The following is a 17,310-nucleotide window of genomic DNA, read 5'->3' as shown; positions in this document are numbered from 1 at the left end:
GGATGATTGCCGTGCGTTCGAGCAGACCTGTCAGAGCAGCATGTGCCGCACTCACGGCCGCGTTGCTGACCACCGTCGCCGCCTGCGGGTCAGCAGACAGTCCACAGGCTGTCGACCCGCCGGTGGACCTGGCCGCACTCGACGTCGGCAACTATCCCACGCAGCCGCGCCGGCTCGGCACGGTCACGAGCATGCCTCAGGCCCGATGGATCGAGGCCGAACGTCTCGGCGACTACGTCCCGACACCGGGCGACATCGACCCGCGGTTCGTCCACGCCAATCCGTGGATGGCGTCGGTGTTTCTCGAGCCCGACAAGTCGCTGGGTAGGTTCATGGCTATCGACCGATTCGCTGAAGCCGCACCGGATTTCATCGGCGGATTCGTGAGTTCGGGTGAGAGCGAACCCAACAACGACGGCATCGAACTCGTCAATGCCGTGATGATCTTTCCCGACGAACAGCGGGCCGCCGCCGCGGCGATCGCGCTGGAACAGCTCGACTTCGGCTATGCCGCCAATCAACCGATCGAAATTCCCGGATATCCTGCGGCGAAGGCACATTGGCAGCCGCACAAGCAATCGATCGGATCTTGGTACGCGACCGGCCATCTCGTGGTCTACACCTGGATCTACGACTACCCGAAGATGTTTCTGAAGCAGGTCGACAAACAGGCGTTGCTCGACCTGACCCGCAAAAGCCTCGACACGGTCGTCCCGTCGATCGCGGAGTTCACGCCGACCCCCAGCGACAAAATGCTCGAGCTCCCGCGCGACCGCGAGGACATCCGAGCCCGCACCCTGCCGCGTCCCAAAGACGATGGGTGGATCAACCCGCCAGGTGCCTACGCGGCCCGAACCTCCAGACATTTCGCGAGCAACCCACTGGAGGTCGCGCAGTTCATCGACGAGAACGGCGTCGACCTGTATTCCGTCGACGGCGCGGAGGTCTATCGAGCCCGTGACGTCGCGGGTGCGCAAGCCGTGCGAGACGAAATGGGCGGGCTGACAAGGAAGTTCACCAGAACAGCCGCACCGAAGGATCTGCCGACAGCGCTGTGCAAGGAATACATCGGCAGACAGAAACGCCTCACCATCCGCTTCTACTGCGCGGTGTCCTACGACCGCTACGCGGCCTACACCTGGTCGAACCAACTGCTCGACGCCCAACAGCGAATCTCCGCCCAATACGCATTGCTGGTGAACACGAAATGAGAATCCGCCACGCCTTGCTGGCCGCCACCCTGACAACGGTTCTGACCGCCTGCGGGTCCGCCATGACCGGTACCGCGCTTCCCGGCGAAACCGACATCCGCGCCCTCGACACCGGGTCCTACCCCGTCGAGCCGCTCAACGCCCACGACGACGATCCAGTGCTGCCGTTCAGCGAACGCTACGAGGTAGCAGCGCTGCGCCTGGCCGAGTACGTGATCGACCCGAGCACGATCGACCCCCAGATGAAGTACGGCACCGACGCCGGTACCGCGTGGAGCACGGTTGTTCCCTATTCGATGGGAATGCACGATGGCATGGACGCTGTCGCGGAGAAGCACACGATGCTGTTCGGCTTCGAATCCGGCAGCGCCTCAGTCGACAAGTCGATCTATTCCGCCTTCGACTGGCCGTCCAAGCAACCCGACAACAAGTTCACCGCCAACATCACGGTGCTGCAGTTCCCGGACGCGGCACGCGCTGCCGCGGCGGCGCAGGAGTTCTACGACGTCGATTTCGGTATCCAACAAGGCAAGAGCCAGCAGGTGGCGCTGTCCGTACATCCCACCGCCCACGCCCACTGGCACCCGGATTCCCCGTTCCTGCGCGTGTTCATGCCACACGGGAGCTACGTGATCGCCGTGCTGCTCTCGGTGGACTCCCCCGATCTCGCCGCCCTCACCGAGCGCACCGAATCGGCGCTCACCAAGCAGATCCAAGCGCTGACCGCCACCGCCCCACTCACCCAAGAGCAGATCCTGGCCCTGCCATGGGACCCCGATCACGTCCTCATGCGCACCCTGAACCCCGACAAATCAACCAGCCCCGACGCCGCCGGCGGCGGCTACATCCTCACCGGCAAGCAGGGAGCGGTCCACTTCGGCACCGGCGGAGTCCTCCCCAGCGACCGGGGCTACGTCGACAAACAGCTGACCCGCATGGAAGCCCAACAGGTCGGAATCACGAACGCCGCCATGGTCATTCGCACCCCTTCTGCGGACATCGCAGACCGCGCGCTCACCGAGAAGCTGTTCCCCTGGCCGGTCAGACTCGACACCGACCCCGCCCCGAAGGTCCCCGACACGGTCTGCGTCGAGAATCGGCGATCGGAAGCCGTCGAACGCTTCAGCTGCCTGGTGGCCTACAAGCAGTACGTCGGGATCGTCAGCAGCGATCAGCTTTTGGACGTCCACCAGCGTGCGGCCGCACAGTACGCACTGTTCGCCAATACCCGATGACCCACGGACACGACCGCACCGCGCTCCTACTCGACGACCGCACTCCCGCACACAGCGCGCCCGTGTCGGAGTCGAGTAGTATCCTCGCCGAACACAAGGCCCGAAGCGGCCGACCGACCAGGCCACCGACCACCGTGCCGCGCCGAGTCGGCACCGCCACGGCATCGAGTAATCACGGGGGGATCCGATGAAGTTGCGAACAAGGCTGCTCATGCTGGCCATGGTCGGTACCGTCGCGACCGCCGGTTGCGCGTCGACGGTGCAGGGCGCTGCGGTGCCGGGGATGTCTCCTGTCGATATCTCGACGTTGCGGCTGGGCAGCTTCTCGCCCGAGCCCACCACCTATGTGCTGCCCCGGTCATCGACACCCGACGACGTTCGCAGACACGAGTCGAAGCGAATGCTGAACTACACCATCTTGTCGACCGATGTCGATCCCGAGATCGACAAGGTAATCGGTGTGGAGGCCTTCACCGCTCCTGGTGATCCGTTTCGGGCCCCGGTCCTTCCGGAGAAGTACCGAGCTGCGATGTTCGACAACAAGCTCGTCGCGGGCACGTACGTCGTGCGGACCAACGGCAATATGCGCAGTCTCAAGAAGCTGATCATTTCAGTGCTTCGGTTTCCCACCGAGCAGGCAGCGAGCAAAGCCGGCGACCAAATGGTCCAGGCCACGCTGGACGAGCCGTCGCACGTGTTCGCTGTCGACGGCCATCCCGACGTCAAAGCATCGTCGAAGGACTGGTCGACGGGAACTGCCTATGTGACCAGGGGAAGCTACCTGCTGGTCACCAACTACTCGCTGCCCCAACCCGATGAGACCAAGGTCAAGACGAACCTGAAGAAGGCCCTTGACCTGCAGCTGGCCAAAATGGCCGACCTGAAACCGACACCGTTCGAAGATGTCCTCGACATCCCGTTCGACCCCGACGGCATCATGCGACGAGCCATGCCCGAGGCCGCCGATTACAGCGACGTGTTCTCGAACGACCTCGACTTCTATGCCTACGCGCCATCGGGTCACTTGCACTTCGAACGGAATCCGGCGCTGATGAAGCAGGCATACGCCGACAGCGGCGTCGACCTGATCGGTCGACGCGTCGGGGTCGTTTACCGGGCAAAGGACCTCGCCGGGGCATTTCGTCTGCAATCGGCACTGGTGACACTGGGCAAGAACGATGAGGAAATAGACCCGCCGCCGGGTCTGCTGGATGCCCGTTGCATCCAGCTGTACGAGAAAGACAACCTCCGCCATTACGACATGCTGTGCGCGGTTGTCCGCGACCGCTATGTCGGCGTCGTGGTTTCCAAGTCCAAGGTGACCGGAACAACCAACCCCGCCCTGTACGAAAGGGCGGCAGCCCAATACGCCGTCCTGGCCAGGAGCGAGTGAGAACAACCATGAGACTTGATTTGCGACTCTGCGCCGCCCTCCTCGCGATTGTCACCGTTGCCACCGGATGTGGCGGTGACAGTGAAGCTGCCACGCCCACAATAGATTTGAACCAGCTCGATACCGGAAATTACCAGTCGGCGCCCCGCGACCCGAATACCTCCAAAGCGGACGACACCGGCCAGGCGATCGAAGCCGTCCGCCTCGGCGCGGCCGTTCCGCTTCCCTACGATGTGGACCGCAGCTACAGGTTCCAGCACATGAGCTCCCCGACGCCCCGCGTCACCTCGAAGATCCCCGGATCGATGAGCAGGATCGACGAGGACGTGTTCCCAGAGGTCACCAAGGGGCTCATCGTCGGCTGGGAAACCCAGGGCAACCGTCGCGCCCAATCCATCCTCGGCCGCCAGGCATCGATCAAGGTCTATCGATTCGGCACTGCAGCCGAGGCCGCGACCGCTGTGCAGCGCATCCCGGAGAAGCAACAGGAACGTGGCGCGGGTCGCAGCGTAGATATTCCAGGATTTCCGAACGCTCGCAGCAACTGGGCCGGAACTTCGCTCGACTCGTGGATGGCACAGGACACGATGGTTTTCGGTGTGCGACTGGACGATCCGATGACCGAACCCGCGGATCCCGCTGCCGGTATCGAATTCGTGAGCAAGGCCTACACCAAGATCATCGAGATGCTGCCTGGGTACGTCCCCACCCCGGTCGACAAAATCGCCGCCTTGCCGATCGACACCGACGGAATGCTGAGTCGGACACTGCCCAGCGATAAAGACATGTGGGTCGGCAAGCTGCCCGTGGGCGCCGTAGGACCCGCACAGACCGTGCTGCCCTACGACAACACGCCTGGCACCACCAAACCCGCTTTGGTCGATGCCGGTGTCGACCTGGTCTCGAGCGACTCCGACTACTTCATCGTCTACCGGGCAGAGAACGCCAAAGCAGCGGAACGTCTCCAGGCTGCGCTGATAGCGCCACATCTCGATGATGTGAAACCTGTCGACAGCCCCCGCAACCTGCCCATCGCCGCCTGCTACGAGCCGAAGGAGGACACCTTCATGGTCGAAGCGATGTGCTTCGTCGCGTATGACCGGTACCTAGCGCGCGTAACCGGATTCAATATCCAGGAGGTCAAGCAGCAGATCTCCGCCCAGTACAAGATGCTCGCGGTCGACCGCTGACTGCCGTGCGTCCACCCTGCAGAATCGAGAGACCCCAATGATCAGCTTCGGCGGCGACAAGAAACGTCGCATCATGACGGCACTGCTCACGGCTTGTGCGCTGGCGACCGCGTCCGTCGGGTGCGGATCGACCGTGTCCGGCGAAGCGCAGCAGGCCACACCACCCAAAACCACCCTCGACGTCGGAAACTATCCGTCAGCCCCGCGCACAGTCGGTAATGCCAAGAGCGACAAGCAAGCTCGCGCCCGAGAATCGCAACGGCTCGGCGACTACGTGATCCTGCCCTTCGAGGCCGACCCGGCATACATCTCCGTGAGCGGATTCTTCCCCACCCCAATCGTGCTGAACCGCAAGGGTCTGGGCGGAATGGTCATCAACGACACGTTCGATGAGGTCGCCAAGGATCTCAGCGCAGGGTGGGTGAACTCGTGGTCTACGGTCGACAACGCACTGAACAAGGGCCGCCGCGCGAATATCGCCGTGCTGATGTTCCCTGACGCCGCGACGGCAAAGGTAGTAGGTCCAACCCTCGAGCACGACGACTTCACCTACAACAGGGACAACCAGCCGGTCGAGATCGCCAAATACCCAGGCACCACAGCACATTGGCGCCCCGGCATTTCCTCCATCGGGTCCTGGACTGTCCATGATCGCTACGTCGTGTTCATCAAGATCGAGGACGAGAGCCAGCCGGCCGATCTGCCCTCGCTCACCGGCCACGTAGAGCGCCTGCTCGAGCTCCAGTTGCCGTTGTTGGACAAGTTCACGCCGACCCCCAACGCGGACCTTCCCAACATTGCGCTCGACGTCGACGGGCTGCTCGGCCGCACGCTGCCCAGCAGCCCGGAGAACCCTCCGAGGGCTCAACCTGACGGTCTGTTCACCGGCCGTGGCTATATGTCCCTGATGGTGAACGCCGGCCCCGAGGCACTGGCCCGGTTGGACGAGTTCGAGATCGACCTTGTCTCCTTCGGTGAGGCAGTGGTCATCCGCAGTCGCACGCCGGAAGCATCGAAGCGACTGTTCGCGGATCGGGCGAAAAGAGCTGAGGCGCTGGCGACAGCGAATCGCGTGTTCAGACCGCTCAGTTCGCCACCCGGCCTCGGCGAGAACGTCGCCTGCTACACGTTCATCGCCATCATCGACGGCAAGGAAGTCAACGCCAGCGCCAGCGTCTGCGGGTTCCAGCACGATCGGTACTACGTCGAAGTCGAAAGCGCCCAGGTTCAGGACGCGTATCAACAGCTGAACGCGCAGTACGCGATGCTCACGGGCAAGTAAGCGGGACCAGTCGCTTACTTGCTAGATTTCGTCCGAAGGCTCGTTGTCCGGGCGTTCGACAACGAGGAGGAGGACCGAATGGCGTTGCGGCCCGGCGCAATTGTCGGCGGATACCGAGTGCTGAACGTACTCGGCAGTGGGGGTATGGGCACGGTCTACCTGGCCCAGAACCCGATCCTGCCCCGACCCGACGCGCTGAAGGTACTCAGTGCCGACCTGTCCACCGACGCGGAGTTCCGCGCGCGGTTCGAGCGTGAGGCCAACCTCGCCGCAGGTCTGGACCACCCGAACATCGTCGCGGTGTACAACCGCGGCGAAGAGGACGGCCAGCTCTGGATCGCCATGCAGTACATCGATGGCATCGACGCCAGCGATGAGGCGAAGAAGGGCCCCTCGGTGATGACGCCCGCGCGCGCGCTGAGGATCGTGTCGGAGGTCGGCAAGGGTCTGGACCACGCACATCGCCGCGGCCTGCTGCATCGCGACGTGAAGCCCGCCAACTTCATGCTCGCCAAGCCCGAAGATCCCGGCGAGGAAGAGCGTGTGCTGCTCACCGACTTCGGTGTCGCCAAGTCCGCGGAGGACAGCCAAGACCTCACCGCGACAGGCAGTTTCATGGCCACGGTGGCCTACGCTCCGCCGGAACAGTTGGTCGCGGGCCGACTCGACCACCGCGCCGATATCTACAGCCTCGGCTGCGCCTTCTTCAAGCTGCTCACCGGCCAGAACCCGTATCCGTCGACTGTTCCCGCGATGGTGATGATGGGCCACCTTCACGAGCCGCCGCCGCGGGTGACAGCAGTGCGTCCCGACCTGCCGCCCGCGCTGGACCGTGTCATCGCCAAAGCGATGGCGAAGGAACCGGCCGATCGGTACAGCACCTGCCGGGAATTCACCCGCGACGCCGAAGCCGCACTGCTGGGCACCGCGAACCAGGCACCCGGACCCCACTCCACTGATCCGCGACACCCGACGCAGTCCGCCTATTCGACAGGTGGCTCGTATCAGACCGCCCGGACCGACGTTCACGGAAACTATTCGCCGACAACGAATTTCGCGCAGCCCGTCGGCCATCACGATCAGAATCTTGTCGATACCCTGCGCAACACCGGCGCACGCCCCAAACGCCGACGGCTCCTCGTGCCGGCGATCCTTGCCGTCGTGCTCGCCGTCGCGGTCGGCTCGGCAACGTACTTCCTCACCAGACCGTCCGACAAAACCGCGACCAACGAGACCATGCTCGCCGATGTCCGGGCCCAGTACCCGCAGTTCGACAACAAGATCGTCGCGGCAGTGAGCTACACCGGCTCATCGATGTCGGTCTTTCTGAACGGCGACCCGCAGGCGAAGTTCTTGCAGGACATCGGGTTCCGCTACACCTCGAAGTTGAAAGCAGCGGGCGACGAAAAGGGCCCACGCTCGGTCTCGCTCGAAACGTCGGCATCGGATTTCGATGCCGAAGTCCTCATCGTCCTGCGAACCGACAACCAAGCAGGTAACGGCGGAATGCGTGGCCTGCCGTCCAAACTGGTCTACGCCACGACCAAGGTCGTCGTCGTCGATGACCTCAATACGATCCAGGCCTTCCAGGTCTGGACCGATCAGTCACCGGAGCGCCTGGTGGAGACACTCGTTCCTACCATCGCCAAGACCGTGACCTAGGCTGACCCGGTGGAATCGCTGCAGTGTGTGGGGGCCTTGCCCGAGGCGGCTCCGTTTTCTGTCGAATCAGGAGTTAGTGGGACATGGCGTTGAATCCTGGAACCATCGTGGGTGGATATCGCATCCAGCGGATCCTCGGCGCGGGCGGCATGGGCACTGTCTACCTCGGCAAACACCCGAGCCTGCCGCGAATGGACGCACTGAAGGTCCTCAGCGCCGAACTGAGCCGCGACCCCGAGTTCCGCGCCCGCTTCGAACGCGAAGCCAATCTCGCTGCCGGCCTGGACCATCCGAATATCGTGTCGGTCTACAACCGCGGCGACGAACACAACCAACTGTGGATCGCCATGCAGTACGTCGAGGGCACCGACGCCGCCGCCGAACTGGCCCGCGACCCCCACGCGATGACGCCACTGCGCGCCCTGCGCATCACCACCGAAGTCGGCAAGGGCTTGGACTACGCCCACCGCCGCGGTCTGCTGCACCGCGACGTCAAACCCGCCAACTTCCTGCTGTCCAGCAACGACGACAGCGAAGAAGAACGCGTCCTGCTCACCGACTTCGGCGTCGCGAAGTCCACCGACGACGCCTCCGAACTCACCCAGACCGGCAGCTTCCTGGCCACGATCGCCTACGCGCCACCGGAGCAGCTCAGCGGCGCGTCCCTGGACCACCGAGCAGACATCTACAGCCTGGCCTGCGCCTTTTTCAAACTCCTCACCGGCCAAAACCCTTACCCCGCAGCACAACCCGCCATGGTGATGATGGGCCACCTGCACCAACCCCCACCCCTGGCCACCGCGGTCCGCCCCGGCCTGCCCCCCGCGATCGACCACATCTTCGCCCGCGCCATGGCCAAGAACCCCGCCGAACGCTTCGCCACCTGCCGCGAATTCACCGACGCGGCAGCCAATGCCCTTGTCCCAGGCTTCAATCCGGCCGGCCACCACACCTCGCCGACCTACCCGATCCAGGTAATGCCGCCCCCACGCGAGCACACCGATCCCCGCCTGTCAGCATCGATGCCCGGCCTCGCAGCACTCACTCCGAGCCCCGCACCCAAGCCCAAGCGTGCATTGCTGATCGGCGGTGCGGCGGTCGTCGCGATCGCGCTGATCGCCGGCATCGGCATCTTCGCGCTGTCCGGCGATGACAAGCCCGGCACCAACACACCGGGTTCGGGATCGTCTTCATCAGTGAGTGCGGCGGCGTTGACGCCCCTAGAGCAGGCTCGCAAGGACAATCCCGCCTTCCAGGGCAAGACGGTCACAATCGTTGATGTCACCAACCCAAAGGGCTTCGGTGTCTATCTGACAGGGTCCCCGCAAACACAGTTCATCGAGAAACTCGGCTTCGTATACAACTTCGAGTACACCAACACCGAAGGCGAAGCTTCTCCTAAGTCATTCAATGACGTATACGGGTCGTTGGAAGCCGCCGATGGAACCTACGTAATCGTCCTCCGCAGCGACGAAAAGGCCGGTGGCGGAGGGCTACTCGGCCTTCCATACCAGATCACGAGCTCTCGCGCGGTCGTAATTCCAGTCGATGCACCAGCAACGGTGTCGGCAATGAGAAATTGGTCCTCGGACTCCGAACGTGCATTGGTCGATCAGTTGGTTCCGATCCTGAAGTCCAAAGTACGCTAGATCTGCATTTACCATTTAGGGGGATGTGTTGAAAATACGCCTGCAACCGCCGCGTAGTGCTCACAGTGAGCGGCGGTGGAATCTACCGTCGCGCGATCACGCCCGCGGTATCGCAGCTACCGCGATTGCCATCGGCCTACTCTTCACTGCGGCCTGTGGCGGCGAATCCGCCACTCCACCGCCTACAACTCCAGCGGAACCGCAGATCGATCTCAGCAAACTGGAATTGGGAAACTACGCGGGAGTGCCACAGCCGCTCGATAAGCCTGTAGACGAGGCTCAAGCTCGCGCAGTCCAGGCCCAGAGGCTTGCGAATCATATTCCACTGCCGATGGAAATCGACCCTCGCCTGAAATACTACTCCGGCGTTATACCTAAGGTTTTCACAACAATAGATCACCAAAACATGGGATCCTGGGTAGGATCCGACCTCGAACCACACAGGGAAGCCTTGGCAGGATTTGTTTCGGGGTTCACCAGCGCAGCCAATTCCGATGAACGACTCTCACTGTCGGTAGTACTTGAGAATCGTGTTTTGATTTTCAACAGCGATATAGCGGCAACAACCGCAATGAACACAATCGTCGACTCCGAACTCGCAGCTGACCCTACGAAGTCTTCGTTTCCCATTGCGAACTTCCCCACTGCCCGCGCGTACTGGAAGCCGGACCGTCCTACATTTTGGTCATGGTACGCCACGGGTAAGTTCGTCATCTTTACCTCAGTTTGGGACCGACTGAGCGGCGAGCTGTCACAAGTAGACCTCCCAGGCATGACGGACCTGGTCTCGAAGAGTCTTACTGCGATTCCCGGCAAGATAGCCGGATTCAGTCCAACGCCAGCTCCCGAGCGGGATTCATCCTCACCTGACTGGGACGGCATGCTCGCCCGTGCGGTACCCGCAATTAACGACCAGCGCCCAGGTCTCACGATTCCCGGCGTATATGACCGACATGGTGGCCTTCAGCTATCACGGCAGCCTGAGCTCGACCGAACCTTGTTCGAAACAGCAGGAGTCGACCGCGTTGCATTCAACGGCGGCTACCTGTATCGAGCCAAGGATGCAGCGTCAGCAATCGCAGTCACGAACCAACATACGACCTTCACGAAATACTACCGAAAAGTCGCCTCACCGCCCGGGTTACCGACGGCAAGGTGCTATGAATTGAAGGACCCCACGACGAAATCGAAGATGCGCTATTACTGCAGCACAAATTTCGATCGCTATGCCGCAGATATCTCTGCCAATCAACTCGATGACGCATACCAAAGAATCTCCGCTCAATACGCACTTTTGGTGAACAGCAAATGACACCTAAATCCCAACAGTCAAGGAACTTGATGCTTTCCAGGATCGCACGGACGTGCGTGGTGGCCGCCGTAGCTGTCGGCGCCACCGGGTGCGGATCGATAGTTGCAGGCACAGGAGTCGCAGCTGAAGTCGACGTCCGAACTCTAGATGTAGGAAAGTACCCAGTTGAGCCGATTGACACCATCTACGAATACAGTCCTAACATGCGAAGTTCGCAACTAGTTGCGGCAAATCGCCTCGCGGGCAGCATGGCACTCGGGACGGACATCGACCCCGATTTTAAGCATGGCGCAGGAAGTGCTCTTACGTCGCCAGCTACCGCAACAATGTATCTCAGCAAGGCGACACGAACAGTCCTTCAAGCCAACAATATGCTTTACGGATGGGCCAGCGGAAGCACGGACCAGGCGGAATTCAACATATTCTCGAACAGCGCGGGCGATGACGGGCTCGCCGAACTCCAGCGCAAACGTCTCAAGGCAAGATTTTCCAATATTACGGTGCTGCAGTTTGAAGATGATGCAACCGCGGAACGGGTTGCAAAGGACATGGCGAATGCAGATTTCGACGTCGCTGCAAACGAAAACCAACGCGTCTCACTGCCAAATTATCCAGCGGCCACTAGCCATCGGCGCCAAGGAATTCCTACGCTCGGGTCAACCTTGGCACACGGCCGTTACGTGCTCTACCTTCACGTTGGTGTCCGTGACGACGACATCGCACAATTGACCTCTCTCGCAGAGAAATCCTACCGCACCCAAATATCCTTGCTGGATCAGCTTTCTCCTCTCTCGCCCGCCGACATCCTCCGGCTTCCACCAGACCCCGATGGAATGCTTCGCCGAGCGCTAAATCCCAAGCAAAATGCCGGTGCGAGCGAACTAGAGTATTTCACTCTCGATCGACTTGGCTATTATCAGGCCAATCGCGTACAGCAACTGCATGATTCCATATACTCCGAAGTCGGCGCAGATCGGTTTACACGATCGTGGGGTACCGAACTCGTCAGAACCCGTGACGAAGAATCAGCAGAGACCCTCCGGGACAAAATCATCGGTCTACGCGTTCCTAGTTCGGAGGCCGCCGATTCACCACCCCAACTGCCAGATACCAAGTGCGCCAAAAACACCGACGCTCGGCTGAACGACAAGTTCGTTGACACTGGCGAACGCAAGCGGTTCCTTTGCGCAGTTCAGTACCGACGCTACGTCGCAGTAGTTGAGGCGGATCAGATTCAAGACGCACATCAGAGAGCAGCTGCCCAGTACGCACTGTTGGCAAATAGCCAGACCCAGTGATCAGCGGATGGCCCAACTCCATCCGTACATCGCTTCGCTGCCGAGCTACCGAATGGAAAACATTGGCCTAATCGTCTAGCGGTTCGCCACAAAACAATTCGAGCCCCTGCGCGGATGCGCAGGGGCTCGAATACGTTCGGGATCAGAACAAGCCGGCGAGGGCCTTGTCCTTGTCCTGAAGCTCGGAGTTGCCCGAGTTCACCAGACGACCGGCACCCTGAAGGGTCTCGTTCAGCTGCTGAACGTGCTGGTTCCAGGTGGCTTGGTAGGCGATGACGGCTTCCTTAGCCTGACCACCCTGGGCCTGGAAGAAGGCGTCAACCTGCTTGTGGAAATCCTGCAGGTCAGCGGCAAGACGCTCTGCATCCGCAATGAGTCGCCGAGCGTTATCGGCAACACCGTCAAAATTGGCAGAAATCACACTGGACATGTATTTATCCTCTCGAAATTTGTGAGATACGGATTAGACTGCGGGGAGGTCCAGGCTTGAGACCTGAGCATTGACCTGAGCCGAGAAGGCCTGGTCATGGTCGGTCAGAGTGCCGCTCATCTTCCGCAGGTTCTCAGATGTCTGCATGAGCTGATCGTTCATCTTGTCGGCCTGGTAGTAGTACCGCTCCATGAACGCGTTGAACGCGTCGCGTGCCGCACCCTTCCAGTTGGAGCCGGTGGTGATCTCGTCTTCGAGCGTCCTGAGCGACTTGATCGCGTCCGCGATCTGATCGTGGCGCTGAACGAACCGAGCGACCTCTGAATCGAGACCGTCGATTTCGGCACTGAAGTTGGTAGTCGTCGTCATTGCTTTGCTCCCTGCTCACGGCCAACGTCGCGGGTCGGTTTGGCCTCGTTCATATAGTTGGACGCACCCGGAGCCCGATCGGTTCCATCGATTCGAAAAAACCTTGGTGCTCGGTCGCGGTAGCCCCCGTTGTCAGCACGTAGCCAGTACGTGGCGAAGACAGGATCACCAGGCCAGAGGCACATTCGGGGCCGACTGGTACGGCCTCAGACTTGACGTTCTGCACGTCGTTCAGATCTCCCCCCGGCTACTCCCCTGGCATGTGTCCGGCTCCATCCAGCACGAGCCAACGAGGCCACCATAGCCGAACCCTCGCTTTCCCCGCTACGGCTCTATGGCCTGACATCACGTGATGCCAGGTCAACGAGGAGACGGCATGAGGTGTCGCCCCCGGGCGATGCCGGATCGCCCGCCGTCTCGAGACAGACGCGCCGCGGGACCCTGCGCTCGCCGAGCGACGGCCTTCAGAACCCCGCGCGCTCGACGAACTTCAACGCTGATTCCTTGTCCTTGAACCCCGACATCGACATGTACAGCTTCGTCGAGGTGTTGAAGGTCTCCAGCGTGGCACCGCCACCGGGGATCGTGTCGTCGATGCGGAACTTCTTGTCGCCCTTGTCGATCAACCACTCCGGGTGCTGGCTGTTCCACATGCGCAACAGCTTGTCCGGGTTGGTGTCGATCCAGCAGATCGGGTACCGGTCGATGTCGACGACCGTCCTGAGCAAGCCGACCGTCAGGGGGTCCTTCGCCGGCACGGTGAACAGCACGCGCACCGCGTAGGGATCGTTGCCGATCGGGGGCTTCTCGGTGATCGTGTTGACGGCGACGACATCGCGCAGCGGTGCGGGCAACGCGTCGAGGACGGCCTTCGCATCGGCCGAAACCGGTTGCTGCGCAGCCTTAGTTGTTGTCGGAGCGGCTTTGGAGGTGCTCTTCGCGGAGGTGGGAGCCGACGTCGCTTCCTGGACCGCCGACGAAGGTGCTGCGACCGTCCCACCTTCTGCGTCGCCTCCACTGGAGACCGCGACGATCCCGACAACCAGCGCACCGACCACCACAACCGCGGCACCCACCAACACCAGCGGCGACTTCCACCACGGATTCTGCTGCGGCGGCTGCGGCGGCCATCCTGGTTGCTGAGGCGGCTGCCCCCAAGCCTGCTGCGGGTAGGGCTGGCCACCGTGCTGCTGATACGGCTGCGAACCGTATTGCGGCTGCGCTCCATACGGCGGCTGCATCGGCTGCTGACCACCAGGTTGGTGAGGCCGTCCCGGCACCGGTGGCTGACCGGAATTCCAACCCGAACCCTGCTGCGGCGGTGGATAGGTCATAGTTCCCTCCCGATTTTCCCAGGCCGCTCCCGACTGACACGCGACCCGTAGCGAGAGTACTGATTCAAGACCCCGAAGCCGAACCTGGCCGATGCTTCGGGAGCGCTTCGGCACGTGCGCTGATACGGTCGCGACTGCTTGCAGAAGCTCCGAAATTGCGGAGTTCAGAGACCGAAGTTTCCTAGCTTAAACGGCATATCCCCAGCGTGGGACCTGTTTTTACCGGCACCAAAAATGATGCAAATGGACCAACGCCCAGGAGCGCACCGTACGGCTGCGAGCTCAGTCCCGATGACGTCCCCAAGCCTGCTGGCAGGTGCCGCACTCACCGAGCCTCGTCCAGACCGTCTTCGAGCGTGACGTCCCATGCTCCAACCTCGGCTGCGTATTCTGGGTCCACCTCGGCATATCCTGCAGATACTGCGGCGAACCGATGGCGCCGATCATGCTCGTCGAGCAGATGCGCGATGGTCTGGGAGACGGTCCGGCCTTCCGCTCGAGCCAGCCTGCCCACGCGCTCGCGAACCGCTTGCTCAACTTTCATCGAAGACAGCCTCACTCGCGGGCTGGGCGTTCCCTGCATCGCCGCTCCGGTGGCGGTAGGCGAGGCCAGTGTGGTGGCCAGATGCGCACTGCGTTGACCACCTACAAGCTGGTCAAGAGCCTGAGTCCACGCGTTGCCGGCCGCGAGCAAAGGTTCGAGGGCGGGTGCCGCTAGCACGAGCGCTGATTCCGGAATGCCGGCTTGGGTGATGAAATGGTTGAGCAGCGCGGAGGCGTGGTCGACAGACATGGCGTAATTGGGTGCGTAGTTGCGCAACGCCTTGACTATCTCGTCGGCCGAGGCGCCCTGAATCAGAGCATCGCGCACCACTGAGGCCAGGTGACCGCCATCGGTGCGGGCTGCGGCGAGGTCGCGAATGGTCCGCACGGGCGTTGTGACCGGTAGTCCATCCACCAGTGTCCAATCGTTCGGCGCGAGCACGGCTCGGTGGAAGCGGACGTCGGGGCTGCGGGTGCCGCAGCGGGTCGGGACACTGAATTCGAAGTAGTCGGCGTCGAGATCGCCGAGGCCGTGCAGGTCGGCGGCGGAACGATGGGAGACCACACCCGAGGGGACGTCGTCGCGGATGCGCTCGCCTGCGGGGCGGGCAGGCTCGAGCGCGAGCCATTCCGCACGCATCGGCTCGACTGGGTGATCAGGGACTCCGGCCATCCGATAGACGCCGTGGCGCAGCCGTTCCAGCACGGCATGATCGACCAGACGCTGCAGTTGCTTGCCGTTCACGCCAACTGTCGCGGCCTGGGCGGTGGTGAGCAGGCCCCATTGAGACTCGGCCAGTTCTGCCAGCCGAGCACGCAGGTTCGTCGCGCTGTTCATTGCAGCAAAAGTACCCGTCGTGCCAGTCAGAAAGGACCTTCTGAGTGCCTTTTCGACGTATGCAGCTACGAGCCGGCCCGTCAACTGTCCGACTTCGAGAAGCACGTCGCCGGGAGGGCCCCGTGACGCGGGGAAGTCTCGAGATCTCGGAAGTACTCGCCGGAATTGCGGAACCCAGAGACCGGAGTTTCCTAGCCCAACCGACATAATCCCAGCTCAGGGCGGATATTGACCGTACGCGCCGCGGTGCCTGGCGAATCGTCGCCGAGACCCGCATTGCCGAGAAATCCAACGTCGCCGCCAGCCAGATCTTCACAGGCCGAACGGTGCGCGCAGGCGTCGTTCGGGCCTGCGATTGGTTGCGAGCTCGGGGGGTGCCATCGACAGCCTATAGCTAAGTCCAGCAACATGTTTCATACCGTTAATGAACAGGCAGGATTGTCATCGGCGTAGGTTGTAGACATGGCCGAGCAACCATCGAACCCCCATGACGCCTTCACACGCATCATCCTCGGCCGAACGGCCAACGCCGCCTCAGAGCTACGTTCGGTTCTGCCGGAAGCTGTTGTCCAGCAGATAAATTGGAAAACCCTGCGACTTCTGCCGGGCAGCTTCGTCTCACCACAACTGCGGTCGCGCTACACCGACCTGCCGTTCGCGGTCGAACTCAACGGTGCAGACGCCCTCATCTACATCCTCATCGAGCACCAAAGCAGCACCGACCATCTCATGGCGCTGCGGCTCACCGAGTACATGGTCAACATCTGGACCCAGTACGTCGACACGCACCCCAACACGAAGACCCTGCCGATCATCATCCCCGTCGTGCTCCACACCAGCCCACGTGGATACCAATGGAGGGCGCCGACGGACCTTTCGCAGCTGTTCGCGCTGCCGGCACCGCTACGGGACTCGCTCGGCGACCTCGTCCCACGAATGCGATTCATCCTCGACGACATCGCACGCACCGACCTAGCCGAACTCCAGAAACGCCCGCTGACACCCGCCGTCCGAGTGATGCTGTTCCTGCAACAGAACGCCTCGGGCCGCGAAGACCTAGGGGTCAGGATGATGCCGCTGGTCGCGGACCTGTCCGCGATGGCTGAAACCCCCGGCGGCGACCGTGACCTACAGGCCGCTGTCACGTACATTATGACTGTCGGCAAAACTGTGCCGGCGAATTTCGAGCCGCTGACCAACCGGCTCAACCCGCGCGCGAAGGAGGTCTTCATGACTACCGGGGAAATGCTGCGTGCTGAAGGCAAAGCAGAGGGCGAGGCCGACCTGCTGATCTGGCAGCTCGGACGCAAGTTCGGCGACATACCCGAACCGATCATCCGAAGTGTCAGAGCTGCCGACCCCGGCGATCTGCACCGCTGGGCCGACCAGATCCTCACCGCTTCGACGATCGAAGAAACGCTCGCCTGAACGGGTCGGCTGAATCGCTGGCCGAACTTCGACGCTATGGCGGCGTGCCGCTGTTCATCGACCGGCTGGCCAGCTCGATCGCATCGAGTTGCTGAAGTTGATACAGCAAATGGCCGTCTAACTGATCAAACACTTT

14 protein-coding genes are annotated in these 17,310 nt (G+C 62.0%); 10 read left to right on the top strand and 4 right to left on the bottom strand.

The window, feature by feature from the left end; all coding sequences use genetic code 11:
- Nucleotides 1-11 precede the first annotated feature (11 nt).
- From ACFWU5_RS06220 to ACFWU5_RS06180, 9 genes are all read left to right on the top strand, one after another.
- Nucleotides 12-1,211, top strand: coding sequence for a hypothetical protein (locus tag ACFWU5_RS06220; RefSeq protein ID WP_379241495.1), 1,200 nt, complete (start codon nt 12-14; stop codon nt 1,209-1,211).
- Nucleotides 1,208-2,446 (top strand): hypothetical protein, encoded by a 1,239-nt coding sequence (locus ACFWU5_RS06215; protein ID WP_379241494.1) that lies wholly within the window; start codon nt 1,208-1,210, stop codon nt 2,444-2,446. Before ACFWU5_RS06220 ends, ACFWU5_RS06215 begins: the two co-directional genes overlap by 4 nt.
- 187 nt (nt 2,447-2,633) lie before the next feature.
- Nucleotides 2,634-3,839, top strand: coding sequence for a hypothetical protein (locus ACFWU5_RS06210; protein WP_379241493.1), 1,206 nt, complete (start codon nt 2,634-2,636; stop codon nt 3,837-3,839).
- An 8-nt stretch (nt 3,840-3,847) separates the two neighbouring features.
- The gene (locus ACFWU5_RS06205) at nt 3,848-5,029 is read left to right on the top strand and encodes a hypothetical protein (RefSeq protein WP_379241492.1); all 1,182 of its coding nucleotides are present in this window, start codon (nt 3,848-3,850) and stop codon (nt 5,027-5,029) included.
- Nucleotides 5,030-5,066: 37 nt separating this feature from the next.
- Nucleotides 5,067-6,311 (top strand): hypothetical protein, encoded by a 1,245-nt coding sequence (locus ACFWU5_RS06200; protein ID WP_379241491.1) that lies wholly within the window; start codon nt 5,067-5,069, stop codon nt 6,309-6,311.
- Nucleotides 6,312-6,389: 78 nt separating this feature from the next.
- On the top strand, nt 6,390-7,973 hold the full coding sequence (locus ACFWU5_RS06195; protein WP_379241490.1) for a serine/threonine-protein kinase: 1,584 nt from the start codon (nt 6,390-6,392) through the stop codon (nt 7,971-7,973).
- Nucleotides 7,974-8,056: 83 nt separating this feature from the next.
- Nucleotides 8,057-9,622 (top strand): serine/threonine-protein kinase, encoded by a 1,566-nt coding sequence (locus ACFWU5_RS06190; protein ID WP_379266326.1) that lies wholly within the window; start codon nt 8,057-8,059, stop codon nt 9,620-9,622.
- Nucleotides 9,623-9,647: 25 nt separating this feature from the next.
- Nucleotides 9,648-10,934 (top strand): hypothetical protein, encoded by a 1,287-nt coding sequence (locus tag ACFWU5_RS06185; protein ID WP_379266325.1) that lies wholly within the window; start codon nt 9,648-9,650, stop codon nt 10,932-10,934.
- 203 nt (nt 10,935-11,137) lie between these two features.
- A complete protein-coding gene (locus ACFWU5_RS06180) occupies nt 11,138-12,232 on the top strand; it encodes a hypothetical protein (protein ID WP_379266324.1) in 1,095 nt (364 codons plus the stop codon).
- 142 nt (nt 12,233-12,374) lie between these two features.
- Here the strand turns inward: ACFWU5_RS06180 and ACFWU5_RS06175 are convergent, their stop codons facing one another.
- The 4 genes from ACFWU5_RS06175 to ACFWU5_RS06160 form a co-directional block, all read right to left on the bottom strand.
- Nucleotides 12,375-12,662, bottom strand: coding sequence for a WXG100 family type VII secretion target (locus ACFWU5_RS06175; protein ID WP_379266323.1), 288 nt, complete (start codon nt 12,660-12,662; stop codon nt 12,375-12,377).
- Between the two features lie 33 nt (nt 12,663-12,695).
- Entirely contained in the window at nt 12,696-13,031 is a 336-nt protein-coding gene (locus ACFWU5_RS06170) for a WXG100 family type VII secretion target (RefSeq protein ID WP_379266322.1), read from the bottom strand.
- A 464-nt stretch (nt 13,032-13,495) separates the two neighbouring features.
- A complete protein-coding gene (locus ACFWU5_RS06165) occupies nt 13,496-14,365 on the bottom strand; it encodes a hypothetical protein (protein ID WP_379266321.1) in 870 nt (289 codons plus the stop codon).
- Nucleotides 14,366-14,690: 325 nt separating this feature from the next.
- The gene (locus ACFWU5_RS06160; protein ID WP_379266320.1) at nt 14,691-15,746 is read right to left on the bottom strand and encodes a type IV toxin-antitoxin system AbiEi family antitoxin domain-containing protein; all 1,056 of its coding nucleotides are present in this window, start codon (nt 15,744-15,746) and stop codon (nt 14,691-14,693) included.
- Nucleotides 15,747-16,208: 462 nt separating this feature from the next.
- On the opposite strand from ACFWU5_RS06160, the gene ACFWU5_RS06155 reads away from it, so the two are divergent.
- Nucleotides 16,209-17,174 (top strand): Rpn family recombination-promoting nuclease/putative transposase, encoded by a 966-nt coding sequence (locus ACFWU5_RS06155; protein WP_379266319.1) that lies wholly within the window; start codon nt 16,209-16,211, stop codon nt 17,172-17,174.
- Nucleotides 17,175-17,310: the final 136 nt, after the last annotated feature.

The sequence above is a fragment of the Nocardia sp. NPDC058640 genome, from assembly GCF_042716995.1.
GTDB lineage: Bacteria > Actinomycetota > Actinomycetes > Mycobacteriales > Mycobacteriaceae > Nocardia.
The sequence above is the reverse complement of the archived record's forward strand: the minus strand, read 5'-3'. Positions and strand labels throughout refer to the sequence as shown.